At 74.0% G+C, this 15,488-nt stretch carries 14 protein-coding genes; 5 read left to right on the top strand and 9 right to left on the bottom strand.

What is annotated here, in order from left to right; translation table 11 throughout:
- Positions 1 to 25: 25 nt before the first annotated feature.
- The 3 genes from ACA361_RS10220 to ACA361_RS10210 all read right to left on the bottom strand — a co-directional run bounded on the left by ACA361_RS10220 (position 26) and on the right by ACA361_RS10210 (position 5,141).
- On the bottom strand, positions 26 to 2,662 hold the full coding sequence (locus tag ACA361_RS10220; RefSeq protein WP_375011592.1) for a hypothetical protein: 2,637 nt from the start codon (positions 2,660 to 2,662) through the stop codon (positions 26 to 28).
- 52 nt (positions 2,663 to 2,714) lie between these two features.
- Positions 2,715 to 4,298 carry an Hsp70 family protein gene (locus ACA361_RS10215; protein WP_375011591.1) on the bottom strand — a complete coding sequence of 528 codons (1,584 nt, stop codon included), beginning with the start codon at positions 4,296 to 4,298 and terminating at the stop codon, positions 2,715 to 2,717.
- Between the two features lie 93 nt (positions 4,299 to 4,391).
- Complete coding sequence (locus ACA361_RS10210) at positions 4,392 to 5,141, bottom strand: nucleotide exchange factor GrpE (RefSeq protein ID WP_375011590.1); 750 nt, start codon at positions 5,139 to 5,141, stop codon at positions 4,392 to 4,394.
- Positions 5,142 to 5,312: 171 nt separating this feature from the next.
- Between ACA361_RS10210 and ACA361_RS10205 the strand changes: the two genes are divergently transcribed.
- Positions 5,313 to 6,023, top strand: coding sequence for an ACT domain-containing protein (locus tag ACA361_RS10205; protein ID WP_375011589.1), 711 nt, complete (start codon positions 5,313 to 5,315; stop codon positions 6,021 to 6,023).
- Positions 6,024 to 6,106: 83 nt separating this feature from the next.
- Here ACA361_RS10205 and ACA361_RS10200 read toward each other — a convergent pair whose 3' ends face one another.
- Complete coding sequence (locus ACA361_RS10200) at positions 6,107 to 7,042, bottom strand: carbohydrate kinase family protein (protein ID WP_375011588.1); 936 nt, start codon at positions 7,040 to 7,042, stop codon at positions 6,107 to 6,109.
- Positions 7,043 to 7,115: 73 nt separating this feature from the next.
- On the opposite strand from ACA361_RS10200, the gene ACA361_RS10195 reads away from it, so the two are divergent.
- Complete coding sequence (locus tag ACA361_RS10195) at positions 7,116 to 7,775, top strand: class II aldolase/adducin family protein (protein ID WP_375011587.1); 660 nt, start codon at positions 7,116 to 7,118, stop codon at positions 7,773 to 7,775.
- A gap of 186 nt (positions 7,776 to 7,961) precedes the next feature.
- Positions 7,962 to 8,240: a TIGR03668 family PPOX class F420-dependent oxidoreductase gene (locus ACA361_RS10190; protein ID WP_375011586.1), complete on the top strand. Its 279-nt coding sequence runs from the start codon at positions 7,962 to 7,964 to the stop codon at positions 8,238 to 8,240.
- Between the two features lie 3 nt (positions 8,241 to 8,243).
- Here ACA361_RS10190 and ACA361_RS10185 read toward each other — a convergent pair whose 3' ends face one another.
- Together ACA361_RS10185 and ACA361_RS10180 are read right to left on the bottom strand one after the other, a co-directional pair.
- Complete coding sequence (locus tag ACA361_RS10185) at positions 8,244 to 9,248, bottom strand: ADP-ribosylglycohydrolase family protein (RefSeq protein WP_375011585.1); 1,005 nt, start codon at positions 9,246 to 9,248, stop codon at positions 8,244 to 8,246.
- Between the two features lie 25 nt (positions 9,249 to 9,273).
- Positions 9,274 to 10,374, bottom strand: coding sequence for an acyl-CoA dehydrogenase family protein (locus tag ACA361_RS10180; protein ID WP_375011584.1), 1,101 nt, complete (start codon positions 10,372 to 10,374; stop codon positions 9,274 to 9,276).
- 175 nt (positions 10,375 to 10,549) lie between these two features.
- Between ACA361_RS10180 and ACA361_RS10175 the strand changes: the two genes are divergently transcribed.
- Entirely contained in the window at positions 10,550 to 11,128 is a 579-nt protein-coding gene (locus ACA361_RS10175) for a Uma2 family endonuclease (protein ID WP_375011583.1), read from the top strand.
- Here ACA361_RS10175 and ACA361_RS10170 read toward each other — a convergent pair whose 3' ends face one another.
- Genes ACA361_RS10170 through sbnA form a run of 3 tightly spaced genes read right to left on the bottom strand, consistent with a single transcriptional unit; the run spans position 11,129 to position 13,397 of the window.
- Positions 11,129 to 11,362 carry a hypothetical protein gene (locus tag ACA361_RS10170; RefSeq protein ID WP_375011582.1) on the bottom strand — a complete coding sequence of 78 codons (234 nt, stop codon included), beginning with the start codon at positions 11,360 to 11,362 and terminating at the stop codon, positions 11,129 to 11,131.
- 23 nt (positions 11,363 to 11,385) lie between these two features.
- On the bottom strand, positions 11,386 to 12,402 hold the full coding sequence (gene sbnB, locus ACA361_RS10165) for a 2,3-diaminopropionate biosynthesis protein SbnB (protein ID WP_375011581.1): 1,017 nt from the start codon (positions 12,400 to 12,402) through the stop codon (positions 11,386 to 11,388).
- On the bottom strand, positions 12,399 to 13,397 hold the full coding sequence (gene sbnA / locus ACA361_RS10160) for a 2,3-diaminopropionate biosynthesis protein SbnA (RefSeq protein WP_375011580.1): 999 nt from the start codon (positions 13,395 to 13,397) through the stop codon (positions 12,399 to 12,401). The genes sbnB and sbnA overlap by 4 nt, the downstream gene beginning before the upstream one ends.
- A gap of 260 nt (positions 13,398 to 13,657) precedes the next feature.
- Here sbnA and ACA361_RS10155 point away from each other — a divergent pair, with 260 nt between their 5' ends.
- Positions 13,658 to 15,184 (top strand): amino acid adenylation domain-containing protein, encoded by a 1,527-nt coding sequence (locus ACA361_RS10155; protein ID WP_375011579.1) that lies wholly within the window; start codon positions 13,658 to 13,660, stop codon positions 15,182 to 15,184.
- Positions 15,185 to 15,488: the final 304 nt, after the last annotated feature.

Below are 15,488 nucleotides of genomic sequence, written 5' to 3'. Positions count from 1 at the left end.
TACTGCCCCGCGGCCACCGGCCCGGTCACCTCGCGCTCCGCAGGCGCCGCACCGGCGGGTCGCGGAGCTCGATGACATCATCCTCGGCGAAGCACCGCAGCCACTGCCCGTCGGAACCCTTGGGCAGCGGCACCGACAGCTCGCCCGGCACCGGCACCTCCGCCCAGTCGCCGACCGTCTCGCCGTCCGCGGCCCGGTGCGGCATCACCCGCCCGGCCCGCCGGACCAGCACCAGCCGCCGCACGCGCAGCGGCCGCGCGCACGCCAGCCGGATCGTCAGCGACCGCCGCCAGGGCGGGCCGGTGCGCTCCACGTCGTAGTGGACGAGCACGCGCGCGCCCACCTCGGCCGTCACCGGCGGCCCCGTGACCGGCGCGCCGTCCAGCGTCCCCGCCGCCGCCACCGCGATCTCCACCGGCAGCTCCTCGGGCACCGGCACCCGGATCCCGCCCTGCGTGTCGTACGCCGCCCGCGTCACGATCTCCCGCCGCGGCTCGCCGCCGCCGTCGGCCGGGCCCGGCACGGCAGACGGGGCGGCCCCGACCCGGTACGCCAGCTCCACCTCCGCCACGTCCGGCGGCCAGTCGAACCCCACGTGCACCTGCGCGCCGCGCCGCTCGGCCACCAGCCGCTCCGGCGGCGGCAGATGGACGTGCCGGTGGTACGCGCCGATCGCGGCCGTCCCCCCGGACACCGTCACCGCCAGCAGCCAGCCGCCCGCCGGTGGCCGCACCACCAGCCCGCCGCCCGCCGCCGCGGCCGCCGGCACCCGCCGGCTCGCCCGCCGCACCTCCTCCAGCGGCACCACCGCGCTGCGCGGCCACGGCGGCGAGCGGTCCACCAGCACCAGCTCCGCCGTCCCGTGCGCGGGCGGCGCGAACCGCACCAGCAGCGCCGCCGGATCGGCCGGGTCGGGCCCGGCCGACAGCTCGTACACCGGGTCCGGCGGCGCGCTCGGCGTGACCGACGCCCGGACGCCCGGCGTGGCCACCTCGCGGCCGTCCCCGTCCAGGTAGACCGCGCGGACGCTGTAGTGCACCGTCGTGCCGTTCGGCACCCGCTCCTGGAAACCCTCGCGGTCCGCCGCGACCGCACGCCCGTCCCGGACGACCTCGACCCGCGCCGCCTCCGCCGGGCACCGCCACCGCCCCGTCACCGTCCCGTCGCCCGGGACCAGCTCCACCTCGGCCGGCTCCGGCCGTACCAGCACCGGCCCCGCCACCGCCGGCTCGGCCGCCGCCCCGCCGCGCACCGCGGCCACGCCGTAGAACAGCGGCACGTTGACCGGCGGGCGGTCGTCGCGCTCGCCCGCCGGCTCCCCGTCCGACGCCGTCCGCGGCGGGCGCCCGGCCCGCCGCACGACCCGGTACGTCACCTCGCCCGCCGTGGACGGCGACGGCGGCCACGACAGCCGCACCACCGTCCCGTCCACGTCCGCGCGCACCGCCGGCACCGGCCGCGGCGGCAGCCGCTCCTGATGCTCGCGCGCCCCCGGCAGATCGCGGACCAGCCGCAGCGCGTCGGCCAGCAGCAGCCACGCCCGGTCCGGATCGGCCTCGGCCGCCGCGTGCTCGCGCAGCCGCACCGCCGTGTCCACCCGCCGCCGCGCCTCCGCGGCCAGCAGCGCCGCCTCCTCGTCCGCCGGGCCCTCCGGACCGGCCGCCTCCGCCAGCTCCGCCGCCGCGTACACCTCGCCCGCGTCCAGCAGCGCCCGCAGCCGGCCCGCCGGCCCGCCGCCCGGCCCCGCCTCCCGCAGCACCGCGAACACCAGCCGGCGCGCGTCGCCCGGCTCCACGCCCAGATCCTCGACCGCGTACCGCAGCAGCGCCCGGTCCGAGGCCCGCTGCCGCAGCCGCTCCCGCAGCCGCTCCACGATGTCGAACCGCACCAGCTCGGCCGGCCCCGCGTCCGACCGCAGCGCCGACTTCAGCGCCGCCAGCACCGTGTCCGCGTGCGTGGTGCTCGTGTCGCGGCTGCGCTTCGCCCACGCCGCCGTCGTCGCCGCGACCGCCGCCGCGTCCAGCCGCAGCGCCTCGCCGTTCGGCCCCGGCGCCGCGAACCCGGCGGCCACCCGCATCGGCCCGCGCAGCCGCCCGCCGAACACGAACTCCGCCAGATGCCGCCGGCCCAGCACCTCCAGCGACTCGCGCACCGTCCGGTACGCCGCGTACGGCGGCGACACCGGCAGCCGGTCCGGCTCCCGCACCTCGATCCGGTCGGCCTCGGCCAGCGACTCCAGCTCCGCCCGCGTCACCCCGGCCGTGCGCGCGATGCCCTCCAGCTCCGCCGGCGCCACCATCCGCAGCGTCCCGGCCGCGTCCGCCAGGCGCGCCCGCGCCTGCCCGCGCCGGGCCGCGGTCCGCTCCTCGCCGCCGCGCAGCCGCTCGGCCAGCGGCCGCAGATCGCCCCGCTCGGCCGCCTGGAACAGCGGCGCCAGCTCCCGGTGCTCGGCCTCCAGCCGGTCGATGAGCTTGCGGTACTTCAGCTGGCCGCGCGCCCGCCGCCAGCACTGCCGCACCTCCTTGACCCGCGCCGCCACCGCCGCCGAGGTCAGCGGATCGGGCAGCGCGTACCGGACCCGCAGATCCTCGGGCGGCCGGTCCCCCGCCGCCCGGGCGGGCTCCAGCACCCCCCGCTGATACTCGGCATCGTCCATGCCCATTGCCTCGCCTCCGCTCGGCGGCTCCCGGTCCCTTGCGCGTCGCGCACGAAGATCAGGTGATCTGGACGCGGGAGAGGGCGCGGCGGGACTTCTCGACCTCCTCCTCCGACATGCCGCCGACGTCGACCTTCAGCTCCAGCCGCTCGCCGGTCTCCTTCTCCACCGCGGTGACGTTGAGCAGGCCGGAGGAGTCGAGGGCGAAGGTGACCTCGATCGGCCAGCCGGCCTTCTTGCCCGCCGGGACGCGGATGTCGCCGGTGGCGATCTCGGTGTTGTCGATCAGCTCGGCGGACTCCACGCTGCCAGCCTGCTCCATCACCCGGATGTCGGCCGATGTCTGGTCGTCGTAGACGGTGAAGAAGTCCTCGGACTTGGCGGCGGGCAGCTCGTCGTTCGCGTGCACCAGGTGGGCGACGTGCTCCGCCCCGGACTCGCGGTCGACCACGACGATGCCGAACGCGTGCGAGGCCACCGTCCTGATCTGGCGGGCCGCGATCTGCTTCTGCTGGTCGGTGGACAGGCCCGCCTTGCCCGCCATCTCCTCGGCGCGGTCCTGCTCGCCCGAGGCCAGCAGCCGCCGGTAGGTCTCCTCGAACGCGTACAGCGCCGCCCCCTTGGCGACCGCCAGGTCGGGGTCCTGGAGGCGCGGCGGCAGGTCCAGCTCGGTCTGGAGGCGGGCGGCGACCGCGGGCATCTTGGTCGACCCGCCCACCAGCACCAGGTCGTCGTAGTCGTGGACGCCCTTGTCGGCGGCGGCGCCGAGGGTACGGCCGGTGATCTCGACGGTGCGGTCCAGCAGGTCGCGGGTCAGCTCCTCCAGCTTCTCCCGCGTCACCTCGACCGCCGACACCCGGCCGCCGTGCATCACCCGCACCGTGTGCGCCGTACGGGTCGTCAGCGCCTTCTTGGCGTCCTCGGCGTCGCGGCGCAGCTGCTGCTCGGTCTGCTTGTCCTCCAGCGGGTCGCCCGCGTCGGGATGCTCGGCGCGGAACCGCTCCACCAGGTACAGCACCAGCCGCTCGTCCCAGTCGGCGCCGCCCAGCTCGTGGTCGCCGTCGGTGCAGACGACCTCGATGTGCCCGCCCCGCAGCGTGATGACGGTCGTGTCGAACGTGCCGCCGCCCAGGTCGTACACCAGGATCGTGCGGTCGCTCTCCGGGTTGAGCACCCCGTAGGTGATCGCGGCGGCGATCGGCTCGGAGACGATGTCGATGACGTTCAGCCCCGCGATCCGGCCCGCCTTGCGGGTGGCGTCCCGCTCGGCCGCGCCGAAGTACGCCGGCACCGTCACCACGACGTCGCGGGCCTCCTCGCCGGTGCTGGTCCGGGCGTCGGTCGCCAGCTTGTGCAGGATGAACGCCGAGATCTCCTCCGGCGTGTAGTCGAACTCGTTGATCCGGCGGCGGACGTCGCGCCCCATGTCCCGCTTGATCAGGCTGACCACGTTGTCGGGCTCCAGTACCGCGGTGTCCTTGGCGGTCGCCCCCACCACCACGTTCTCGCCGCTCTCGAAGTAGACGACGGACGGCGTGGTGTCGGTGCCCTCCAGGTTTCGCAGGACCGCGGGCCGTCCCACATCGTCGATGGAGGCAATGCAGGAGTAGGTCGTTCCCAGATCGATCCCGTAGACGGCCATCAGAGTCGCGCGGCGGCACGGCGGGGGCCGTGCCGGATGCTCGCGCTCGCTCCCTTCCTGGTATCGGTGTCGCGGGCTCGGCGGGGGCGAGCCCTACGGACCGGGCTTCTGCTTCTCGACCGTTATCGTCTCGCCCCGGCCGCCTTCGTGCAGGCCGCTTGGCCTGTCCGTGGTACGAGTTTCGGGAAGGGGGTCCCGTTCGGGCGCCTTGCCGACGGCGACCTCCGCCTTCCGGACGACCCGCCCGTCCCGCTCGAACCCGTGGGTCCGCACGGACACGACGGTCCCGGCCGCCTCCGGGTCGCCGACCGGCTCGACGGCGACGGGGCGGTGCCGGGTGGAGTCGTACGGCTCGCCGGGCGCCACCGTGAAACGCTCCACGCCGGTGCGGGCGAGCGCGTCGGCGACCTCGTCGGCCACCGCGCCCAGCAGCGCCGCGGCGTGCTCGGGGGCGGGCGGCTCGGGGGAGGCCCAGCGCTCGGCCTCGCGGCGGGCCATGTCGTGCAGCCGGTACAGCGCGGCGCGTACCGGCTCGAACGCCGACTGCAGCTCGCCGCGGCGCAGGGTCTGGTTCTCCTCGTGCAGCCGGTCGATGACCGACTCGCGGTGCGCGGCGCGCTCGTGCTCGCGCTCCAGCCGCTTGGTGAGCGCCGCCAGCGCCTGCGCGATCTCGTCCAGCGCCTCCGCGTCCGGCCCAGTGGCCGGCCCGGCGTCCGGTCCGGCGTCCGGCCCGGGCGCGGGCTCCGCCCCGGGCTCGTCCGCCGCCGGATCGGCGGCGTCAGGGGGCGGGGCCTCCGCGGGGGCGGGGCCCTCGTTGACACTGCTGTCCCGGGCGCTCGACACGTGCAGTTACCTTAACGGCCCGCCCGTGGCGAGGATAGGGCCGCACGGCGCCGTTTCACAGGTGTGTCCCCACCGGTCATGGGGTTTCTTGGGGGCGTCACCCGTGGGTAACACGATGGAAACGCGGGTGTCGGACCGTGGAACGGCACCGTTCGACTACAGGAGGTGGCCGTGTTGCTGAGGATTCGGGTGAGGCTGCCGGACCGGCCGGGATCGCTGGGCAAGGTGGCCCGCACTCTGGGGGCCGCGGGGGCGGACGTGGTGCAGATGGCGGTGCTGGAACGCGACAACGGCCGGGCGCTGGACGACTTCACCGTCGCCTGGCCGGCCGGGGCGGGCATCGACCGGCTCTGCGACGGGCTGGCGTCGGTGCCGGGGGTGGACATCGTCGGCATCTGGCCGACGGCGGAGCCGCAGGGCGCGTTCCCCGACGTGGCGCTGATCGGCCAGCTGGCCGCGGCTCCGGAGCGGGGCGCGGTCACGCTGGCGGACGCGGTCCCGGCGCTGCTGAGCGCCGACTGGGCGGGCCTGGCGGAGACCGGCGCGGGCGGGGGGCTGGCGCACGCGAGCCTCGGCGGCCTCGCCGGGGTGGAACTGCCGGACCTGGAGCCGGTACGGCCGCGCGCGTTCACCGCCGGGGACGGCACTCAGTACGCGATCTGCCCGATCGCCGGGCGGGTGCTGGTGGTCGCCCGCACCGGGGCGCCGCCGTTCCATCGGAGCGAGGTCTTCCGCTTGGAGCAGCTGGTCGGCGCGGCCGAGGCGGTCATCGGCGGGCGCGCCGGCGCGACCGGCGCGACCGGCGCGCCCGGTACGACCGGCACGGGTGGTACAGGAGGTGCCGGAGAGCCCTCTGACGGCGATCTGGTACGTAGCTCTTAACAAGGATGAAACCGGTTAGACGCCCCGAGCGTCTACTTTGAGGGACATGGCCCCTGGGTGCGGCGGCGCGGTCGCACCGGGGGTCATTCCCCTTCCCGCCCGCCGTCCACCAGCGCGAGGACGGCGTCCAGGTCGGTGAGGCCGGCGTCCGAGCCGAGCCCCTGCGCGACGATCGACGCGGCGGCGGTGCCCCAGCGGGCGCACTCCAGCGGCGCCTTCCCGTGGACGAGCCCGGTGATGAAACCGGCGCAGTACGCGTCGCCGCAGCCGGTGGTGTCGACGACCTCGACCTTGCGGGCGGGGAGCCGGTGCGCGCCGGAGGCGTCCACGAGCAGGCTGCCCGCGGCGCCCAGCGTCACCACCACCGACGCCGGTCCCTGCGCGAGCAGCGCGTACGCGGCCCGCTCGGGGTCGTCCTCGCCGGTCATGGCCAGCGCCTGCTCCTCGTTCGGGAGGAAGTGGTCGACGACCGGCAGGAACGCGCGGGCGGCCTGGATCAGGTCCGGCATGCCCGACAGCAGGTCCATCGTGATGACCGTCCCGGCGTCCCGGGCGGCCGCCAGCGTCACCAGGAACGCCGGGTCGTTCAGCCCGAACGTGACGTCGGGACCGCCCAGGTGCACCACGTCCGCGGCGGCGAGCAGGCCGGGCTCGACGGCGCCGGGGGTCAGCGTGAGGTTGGCGCCGGGCGCGTGGAACGAGGGCCGCCCGCCGTCCGGCCGGATCGGCAGGATCGAGGCGGCCGTCTGCTCGCCGGACCGCCGGACCAGGCCGGACACGTCCACGCCGTGCCGGGTCATGACGGCGACGAGCAGGTCGCCGAGGTCGTCCTCGCCGATGGCGCCGACGGACACGACCTCGTTGCCGAGGCGCGCCAGCGCCACCGCGGTGCCGGCCGCCGCGCCGGCGGCGGTCGCCCGGATCCGGTCCACCACGACGGTGTCCTGGCCGGGCGGGATCGCGGTCACCGGGCGGGCGAGCACGTCGACGATGTGGGCTCCGAGCGTCACGACGGCCATGGCGCGTCCCCTTCTTGATCGTGAGGGCCGTAGCGTACGCCCTGGAGACCGCTGGATGTGAAAGGTGTTCGCGATGTTGCTGGGGGAAGAGCGGGCGCGGCTGTGCGCGATCGGCCGGAAGATGGCCGGGACGGGGCTGGTGTCGGGGGCGAGCGGCAACATCAGCGTGCGCGCCGGCGACCTGGTCGCCGTCACCCCGTCCGGGATCATGCTGGACCGGATGGAGGCCGGGGACTGCCCCGTCCTGGACCTGGACGGCAACCTGGTCGACGGTGAGTCGGTGCCGTCCTCGGAGACGCCGATGCACATGGCGATCTACGAGGCCACCGGCACGACCGCGGTCGTCCACACCCACTCGACGTACGGCGCGGTGGTCGCGACCACGATGACCGAGCTGCCGCCGATCCACTACAACACCCTGGCGCTGGGCGGGGTGGTGAAGGTGGCCGAGTACGCCACGTACGGGACGCCCGAACTGGCCGCGAACGTCCGCGCCGCCATGGAGGGCGGCATCGGAGGCGGCGGCATGCACGCCGCCCTCATGGCCAACCACGGCGGCGTCACCATCGGGCGCGACCTGGAGCACGCGTACGAGAACGCCGTCCTGCTGGAGTGGCTGTGCGGCGTCTACGTCCGCGCCCGGAGCATCGGCGAGCCCCGCGTCCTGACCGAGGAGGAGCTCCTGCGCGTCGTCGAGCGCGGCCTGAACCCGCCGGCCTACCCGCGCAAGTAGCCGCGAAGACGTGGACCGCGCGCCGGGGGAGTGGCAGGCTGCGGACGTGCCCCGGCTCTCTCCCGACGACGCGCTGCACCGCCTGGCGGCGGCGCCGGTCGTCCGGCTCGCGACCACCGACGGACGCGACCGCCCGCACCTGGTGACGGTCACGTTCGCGGTGGACAGGGCACCGTCTACACCGCCGTGGACCACAAGCCCAAGAGCAGCCGCGACCTCAAGCGGCTGGCCAACGTCCGCGCCAACCCGCACGTGTCGCTCCTGGCCGACCACTACGACGACGACTGGGACCGCCTCTGGTGGGTGCGGGTGGACGGCCACGCCCGCGTGATCGAGGACGCCGCGGGCATGGCCGGGCCGGTGGCGCTCCTCGCCGGCCGCTACCGCCAGTACCGCGAGCGCCCGCCCGAGGGGCCGGTCATCGCGATCGCCATCGACCGCTGGACGGGCTGGTCCGCCACCTGACCCTCAGTCCCAGGCCCGGCCGATCCGCTCGAGGACGTCGGCGTACTCGATCCGGGACGCCCACTCGGCCGGCCACGCGTCCATCCCGAGGTGGGCGCCCGCGAAGGCGCCCGCGAGGCAGGCGATCGAGTCGGAGTCGCCCGAGCTGGCGGCGCCGCGCCATATCGCCGAGACCGGGTCGTCCGGGAACAGCAGGAAGCTGAGCAGGCCCGTCCCGAACGCCTCCTCCGCGACCCAGCCCGCGCCGGTCGCGTCGCACGGGTCGGCGTCCCGGTTCGGGAACACGAGCGCGGCGTCCAGGCGGTCGAGGACGCCCAGGCACTCGTCCCACCCGTACGAGATGAAGTCCTCGGGTGTCCGCACGCCCCAGCGCGACCACAGGTCGCCCAGCCATTGCTCGTGGTACGCGGTGCGCTGCGCGCGGGCCCGCTCCCGCAGCGCCTCCGGCAGGTCGGCCGGGGCCATGCCCTCGCGCAGCCACCACACGGTGAACGCGGTCAGCTCGCTGGCGGCCAGGCCCGTCGGGTGCCCGTGCGTCATCGCGGCCTGGAGCTGCGCCGCGCCCGCCCGCTGCTCGTCGGTCAGGCCCGGCGCCAGCCCCACGGGAGTGACCCGCATGTTGGCCCCGCAGCCCTTGGAGTTGTGCTGCGTCGCCTCCGGCCAGGGGCGCCCGTCCGCCAGGCCCCGGCAGGCCCGCAGGCACGTCCCGCCCGGCGCCCGGTCGTTGTCCGGGCTGACCAGCCAGTCGACGAAGCGGCGCCGCCACATCGGCGTGATCAGGTCCGGGGTGAACGGCGGGTTCTCCAGGGCGTCCAGGAGCCCGAGCGCCACCGCGATCCCCATCTGGGTGTCGTCGGTGACCAGCGCCGGGTTCCCGGTCAGGTCGCGGGGGCCGGCGTCGCCGAACCGCTTCCGGATCGCCTTCATGTCGAGGAACTCGGTGGGCGCGCCCAGCGCGTCCCCGTACGCCAGCCCGAAGATGCTCCCGCTCGCCAGTGAACTCCGCATCGCCCCAGCCTAGAGGCCGGATGCGTCAGATCCCCACGAGATCGGCCAGCCGGGCCCGGTGCCGGGCCGGGGGGCCGAAGAGCTCCTGGGACGACCTGGCCCGCTTGAAGTACAGGTGGGCGTCGTGCTCCCACGTGAAGCCGATCCCGCCGTGCATCTGGATGGTCTCGGCGGCGACCTGGAAGCAGGCGTCCGAGCAGTACGCCTTCGCCAGCGCCGCGGCGGCGGGCAGCTCCGCGGGCCGCTCGTCGGCGACGTACGCCGCCTGGAGGACGGCCGACCGCGCCGACTCCACGAGCACGAACATGTCCGCGCACCGGTGCTTGATCGCCTGGAACGAGCCGATCGCCCGCCCGAACTGCTTGCGGACCTTGATGTAGCCGACGGTCATCTCCAGCGCCCGCTCGGCCCCGCCGAGCTGCTCGGCCGCCAGCGCGACCGCCGCCACGTCGAGCGCGTGCGCCAGCACCGGCCCGGCCGCGGCGTCGATCGGCCGCGCGGGCGTCCCGGCGAACTCCAGCCGGGCCAGCTTGCGGGTCTGGTCGAGCGTGGGCAGCGCGGTACGGGTGAGGCCCGCCGCTTCGCCGTCCACCGCGAACAGCGCAAGCCCGTCCTCGCCCTGGGCGACCACCAGGATCAGGGCCGCGACATGCCCGTCCAGGACGTACGACTTCGTCCCGTCCAGGACCCAGCCGTCACCGTCGCGGCGCGCGGTCATGGCGATCGACGCAGGGTCCCAGCTCTCGCCCTCGCTCCACGCGAGCGTCGCGATCGTCCCTTCGGCGATGGAGGGCAGCAGCTCTGCCTTGGCGTCCTCGTCCGCCGAGGCCAGCAGCGCGGCCGCGGCGACCAGCCCGGACAGGTACGGGGCGCACACCACCGCCCGCCCCATCTCCTGCATGATGATCGAGACCTCGCGCATGCCGAAGCCCGCGCCGCCGTACTCCTCGGGGATCGCCATCGCCTGGAGCCCGAGCTGCCCGGCCATCTGCTCCCAGACCGCCGGGTCGTACCCCTCGGCGGTCTCCATGAGGCGCCGCACCTCGGCACCGGACGACTTGTCGCCGAAGAAGCGCCGCAGCGCGTCCCGCAACTCTTCCTGCTCCTCGGTCACCGCGAGCTTCATGTGTGGCTTCCCGTTCTGCCTAACAGATGTTTGTTAGATGAGTCTGCCCTACACCTTCCCCCACCTGCCAGCCCGGGTCCCGTAGGCTGAAACCGCACGATCCGATAACCACGTTCTGTGAGCGAAGGGTGGCGCTCTGTCCCTAAAATCGTCCTCACGAGGAAGGGAGCAGGGCATGGCAATGATGGCTCTTGAACCGGAAACGCAGGAGGACGTTCTCCTCGAAGGCTTCCTCGCCCTTGAAACCCCCGAGGGCTTCCGAGCGGAGCTGATCGATGGAGAGATCGTCGTGACACCACCCCCCGCAGGCGACCACGAGGACACGATCGACCTGATCGCCGAACAGGTCTACACGAAGGCGGCCGTCAGGTTCTCGTTCTCCGGGCACAAGGGGCTGCTGTTGCCCAGCGGAGGCAAGTGCCCGAAGGCGCACCTGATCCCCGACGGGACGTTCGCTCCGAGGGAGTCGCGCCTGTTCCGGGGCGCCGAGCCCTGGATGCCCCCGGACGGGGTGGTGATGGTCGCCGAGGTGACCTCCTCCAGGCCGGAGGTGGACCGAGGTGCGAAGCGGCACTGCTACGCGCGGGCGCTCATTCCCTTCTACCTCCTGGTCGACCAGGAGGAGAAGCAGGTGACGCTGTTCAGCGAACCAGAGCGCGACGACTACCACCAAGCCGTCTGGGCGCCTTACGGCAAGCCGCTCACGCTGCCGGAGCCGTTCGACTTCGAGCTGGACACCTCCGAGTTCGTCTGATCACGGAGCCCAGTCGTGGGGGCCGAGGACGAAGCCCTTGCCGGTGCTGTGGAGGTGGTTGGCCGAGGTCAGGTGGCTGAGGGCGGCCCAGATGTCCTCCTCGGGACCCTCCACCAGGCGGTTGAGGGTCTCGATGTCGGCCGCGCCGCCCTCCTTGTCGATCTCGGCGACCGCCTCGTACACGGTCAGCTCGAAGTCCGACAGCTCCTGTACATCGCCGCGTTTCTCATCCATACGGGCGGCATGCCCGTTCTGCGTCAGCCGTAGCGCTTTAGCTCGTGAAAGAAGCCCGGAACGGCCTGGAGTCCGCCGGACGCGGCGACCTCGTCGTAGACGTACTTGGCCACCGCCAGGTCCAGGACGCCCAGCCCGAACGGGGAGAAGACCACCGGCCGGTCGGCCGGCGGGGTGATGGCGCCGGTGAGGACGTCGTAGAGGGTGCCGGCGACGAAGTCGCGGTTCCCGGTGCGCTGCTCGGCCAGGTGGGGGGACGTGTTCGCCTTCAGGCAGTGGTCCACGTCGTCGACGACGTTGTACGCGGACAGGATGATCTCGGGGGAGAGGTCCCGCAGCGAGATGTGCAGCACCAGGGGGTTGTGCTCGAACCAGGCCGGGTCGGTGACGTGCGGCTCGCCCGCGACGGTGGCGAAGACGACCAGGTCGGACGAGCGGACCAGGTCCTCGGCCTTGTCGTGGATCGTGACGGGGGCCGTTCCGGTGCGCTCCAGGTAGCCCTTGAAGCCGGCGGCGTGCTCGGCGTTCAGGTCGTGGACGCCCACCTCGGTGAACGTGAAGCCGTTCCCCGCCAGGTACGTGTGCAGGTAGCGGGCGATCAGGCCGACGCCGAAGAAGCCGGCGCGCAGCTCGCGGCGGCCGGTGAGCGCGGTCGCGGCCAGCGCGGCGGACGCGGCCGTGCGGGCGGCGCTGATGATCGAGCTCTCCAGGCAGGCGAACGGGTACCCGGTCTCGGCGTCGTTCAGGACCAGGACGGCGGAGGCGCGCGGCAGGCCGTTCGCCACGTTCTCCGGGAAGCTGGAGATCCACTTGATCCCGTGCACGCCGACCGTGCCGCCCACCGAGGCGGGCAGCGCGATGATCCGCGAGGAGGGCCGGTCGGGGAAGCGCAGGAAGTAGGAGTCGGGGTTGACGGTCGCGCCCTCGCCGTGCAGCCGGTACGCGGCCTCGACCATGCGGGTGACCCGCTCCTCGCGGCCGCCGATCGCCTCGTGCACCTGGGCACCCGGGATGACGGCGAAGGATGGGGGCTGGGTCATGGGACCGTGATCTCCTGGATGTCGGTGGCGGGCAGGTCGAGGTCGGCCACGATCGGGCCGAAGTGGGTGCGCAGCCAGGTCTCGTCGTAGATCGAGTCGAGGTAGCGCTCGCCGAGGTCGGGGGCGATGGCGACGGCGACCGGGTGCTCGCCGGGGTACTTCTCCTCCAGCCAGCGGGCGGCGCCCGAGACGACGGTCCCGGTCGAGCCGCCGAACAGGAAGCCGCGCGACGACAGCCGGTGCACGGTGCGGATCGTGTCGGTCTCCGGCACGTGCACCACGTCGTCGATGAACGACTCGTCCACGAGCTGGGGGCGGGTGCTGGTGCCGAGGCCGGGGACCATGCGGCGTTCCGGGATGCCGCCGAACGTGACCGAGCCGACCGCGTCGACGGCGACGATCGTGACCGGGCGCCGGTGCTCGCGGAACCAGCGGGCGCAGCCCATCAGCGTGCCGGTGGTGCCGGCGCCGACGAACAGCACCTCCAGGTCGGGGAAGCGGCCGGCGATCGCTGGAGCGGTCCCGGCGTAGTGCGCGCGCCAGTTGCCGGCGTTGCCGTACTGGTTGAGCCACACGTAGCGGTCGCTGGACGCGCACAGGTCGCGGACGTACCGGATCCGGCTCTCCAGGAACCCGCCGTTCGCGTCTTGCGCGGCCACCACCCGCACCTCGGCGCCCAGCGCCCGCATCAGCCGCATCGACGCCGGGTTGCAGCGCGGATCGGTGATGCAGAGGAAGCGGTGACCCTTCGCGGCCGCGATGATGCTCAGCGCGATGCCGAGATTTCCGGACGATGATTCGACGATGGTCTTGCCGGGCGTGAGCAGGCCATCACGCTCCGCCGCGCCGACCATCTCGGCGGCCGCCTTGAGCTTGACCGATCCGGCGAAATTGAACCCCTCGCACTTGAGGTAGAGGGGAGTGCCGAGGATCGCTCCGAGGTCCACGTAAAGGTCCTCGACGTTGAATTCCTGCGGCGCGGTGATGATGGGCACGCTGCCACCCTCGCACGAATGCCATTTTGGTGGGGCCGGTGGAGTTCGCTAGCCATTCCCCACTTCCCCCCGATGATTCTCCGCACGGTTCTCAACGAACGCGGCGGAGCCTCACCGTACCTTCGGGCATCGTGCCCCGCAACCCCCCGATTACCGACTGGTAGTGCAGAATCGGGGGCTTCTACATAAGCTATGCCGACCGGAGTCGGGTGCAGTTTTCGCGATGACGGTGGAGAATTTCTAGATCACGGAGAGTAATGATGAATGCTCGTGGACGGGTCGCCGGGCGGCTGCCGGCCCGGGACGCGCTGCCCGTGCTCGGCATCGCGGCGGCGGAGGCGGCGCGGGCCGCCGGGCTGGCCGAGCGGCACGGCATGGTCCGCGAGCCGGCCGGTGACCTGGCCGATCCCCTCATCGCCCGGGTGGAGCGGTTCGCCGCCGAGCGGGACCGCCCGGCGGTGACCGACGCCGGGCGCACCCTGACGTACGGCGAGCTGGCCGCCGAGGCGCGCCGGCTGGCCGCGCTGCTGGAAGGGGAGGGCGCCGGGCCGGGCGTCGTGGTCGGCGTCGGCGGCGAGCGCCGCGCGACCGTGGTCGCCGCGTTCCTGGCGATCGAGCTGGTCGGCGCCCTGTACGTGCCCGCCGACGCGACCTGGCCCGCGGGCCGCGTGCGCGACGTCCTGGCGCAGGCGGGGGCGCCGCTGCTGCTGGTCGTGGACGAGGGGGAGACCGCCCCCGCACTGCTGGACGGCGCGGCGGAGGCGGGCGCGCGGGTCGTGCGGGCGCGGGACGCCGCGGGCCGGGCGCCGTGGGCGGGCCCGGCCCGGCTGGAGGCGCCGGACCAGCCCCGGTACGTACTGTTCACCTCGGGTTCGACCGGCCGTCCCAAGGGCGCCGTGGTGGAGCACCAGGGCATGGTCAACCACCTCTACGCCAAGATCGTCGACCTGGGCCTGACCGGTGCCGACGCGGTCGCGCAGACCGCCCCGCTGGGCTTCGACATCTCGGTCTGGCAGATGCTGTGCCCGCTGCTGCTGGGCGGCCGGGTGGTGGTGGTCGGCGACGACGCCGCGCACGACCCAGCGGCGCTCGCGCGCACGGTTGCGGCGGAGGCGGTCACGGTCGTGGAGCTCGTCCCGACCATGGTCCGGCACCTGCTGGACGACCTGGACGGCGAGCGCGCGGCCCTGTCCGGCCTGCGGTGGATGATCGCCACCGGCGAGGAGCTGCCCGCCGAGCTGGCGCGCCGCTGGCTCGCCGCGATGCCGCACGCCCGGCTGCTGAACGCCTACGGCCCGACCGAGTGCTCCGACGACGTCACGCACCACACCGTCACGGCCGCCGACCTGGACCTCCTCCGCCTGCCCATCGGCACGCCGATCGCCGGCACGCGGCTGTACGTGCTGCGCCGCGACGACGAGGAGGCCGGCGGCGACGGCACGTGGGCGGCGTGCGACGTCGGCGAGACGGGCGAGCTGTTCGTCGGCGGCGTCTGCGTCGGCCGCGGCTACCTGGGCGACTTCGAGCGCACCCGGGACGCCTTCTACCAGGACCCCTTCGAGGACGGCCCCACCGGCCGGCTCTACCGGACCGGCGACGCGGTGCGGCTGCTGCCGCCGGGCGCGGGCGGCGAGGACCGCCCCGTGCTCCAGTACCTCGGCCGGGTGGACCGCCAGGTGAAGATCTCCGGCGTGCGGATGGAGCTCGGCGAGATCGAGGCGGTGCTGCAGCGGCACCCGTCGGTGGGCGCCGCCGCCGTTGTGGTGCACGAGTACCCCGGGCGGTGAGCGTTTCGTGTACGGAGCGTGACCGCACTGGCCGAAATCGGTTGTCAACCGTTGTCACTTCCGGAGCGTCCGGCGCTCCCGTCGCGCGTTCCAGGCCCCGATTCTTTGTCACGGCCGTGAGTAATTCCGGGTGTCAACTTCTACTTACGGGGGGATTGCGGTGCATGTGGCCTGCTGGTTGACTGTGGCCCCGCTACTCCTGAGTAGAGACGTGAACGAGCGGGGTCCGCGTCGGTAGCGGAAAGCGGCATGCCGCGGTGGCCGGCCCTCGTGCCCGGCCGCGGGACGGGGCTCGCTTCCGGCC

Origin of the sequence: Actinomadura sp. 21ATH (assembly GCF_041951345.1) — a bacterium.
Taxonomy (GTDB): domain Bacteria; phylum Actinomycetota; class Actinomycetes; order Streptosporangiales; family Streptosporangiaceae; genus Spirillospora.
Note: the sequence above shows the minus strand (reverse complement) of the source record. Positions and strands in the feature narration are given on the sequence as shown.

What these genes read in the sequence shown, in the direction of transcription:
- sbnB (WP_375011581.1), bottom strand. Translation starts at nt 12,402, where the DNA reads ATGACCCAGCCCCCATCCTTCGCCGTCATCCCGGGTGCCCAGGTGCAC.
- ACA361_RS10155 (WP_375011579.1), top strand. Translation starts at nt 13,658, where the DNA reads ATGAATGCTCGTGGACGGGTCGCCGGGCGGCTGCCGGCCCGGGACGCG.
- ACA361_RS10180 (WP_375011584.1), bottom strand. Translation starts at nt 10,374, where the DNA reads ATGAAGCTCGCGGTGACCGAGGAGCAGGAAGAGTTGCGGGACGCGCTG.
- ACA361_RS10170 (WP_375011582.1), bottom strand. Translation starts at nt 11,362, where the DNA reads ATGGATGAGAAACGCGGCGATGTACAGGAGCTGTCGGACTTCGAGCTG.
- ACA361_RS10220 (WP_375011592.1), bottom strand. Translation starts at nt 2,662, where the DNA reads ATGGGCATGGACGATGCCGAGTATCAGCGGGGGGTGCTGGAGCCCGCC.
- ACA361_RS10195 (WP_375011587.1), top strand. Translation starts at nt 7,116, where the DNA reads ATGTTGCTGGGGGAAGAGCGGGCGCGGCTGTGCGCGATCGGCCGGAAG.
- ACA361_RS10200 (WP_375011588.1), bottom strand. Translation starts at nt 7,042, where the DNA reads ATGGCCGTCGTGACGCTCGGAGCCCACATCGTCGACGTGCTCGCCCGC.
- ACA361_RS10215 (WP_375011591.1), bottom strand. Translation starts at nt 4,298, where the DNA reads ATGGCCGTCTACGGGATCGATCTGGGAACGACCTACTCCTGCATTGCC.
- ACA361_RS10185 (WP_375011585.1), bottom strand. Translation starts at nt 9,248, where the DNA reads ATGCGGAGTTCACTGGCGAGCGGGAGCATCTTCGGGCTGGCGTACGGG.
- ACA361_RS10175 (WP_375011583.1), top strand. Translation starts at nt 10,550, where the DNA reads ATGGCAATGATGGCTCTTGAACCGGAAACGCAGGAGGACGTTCTCCTC.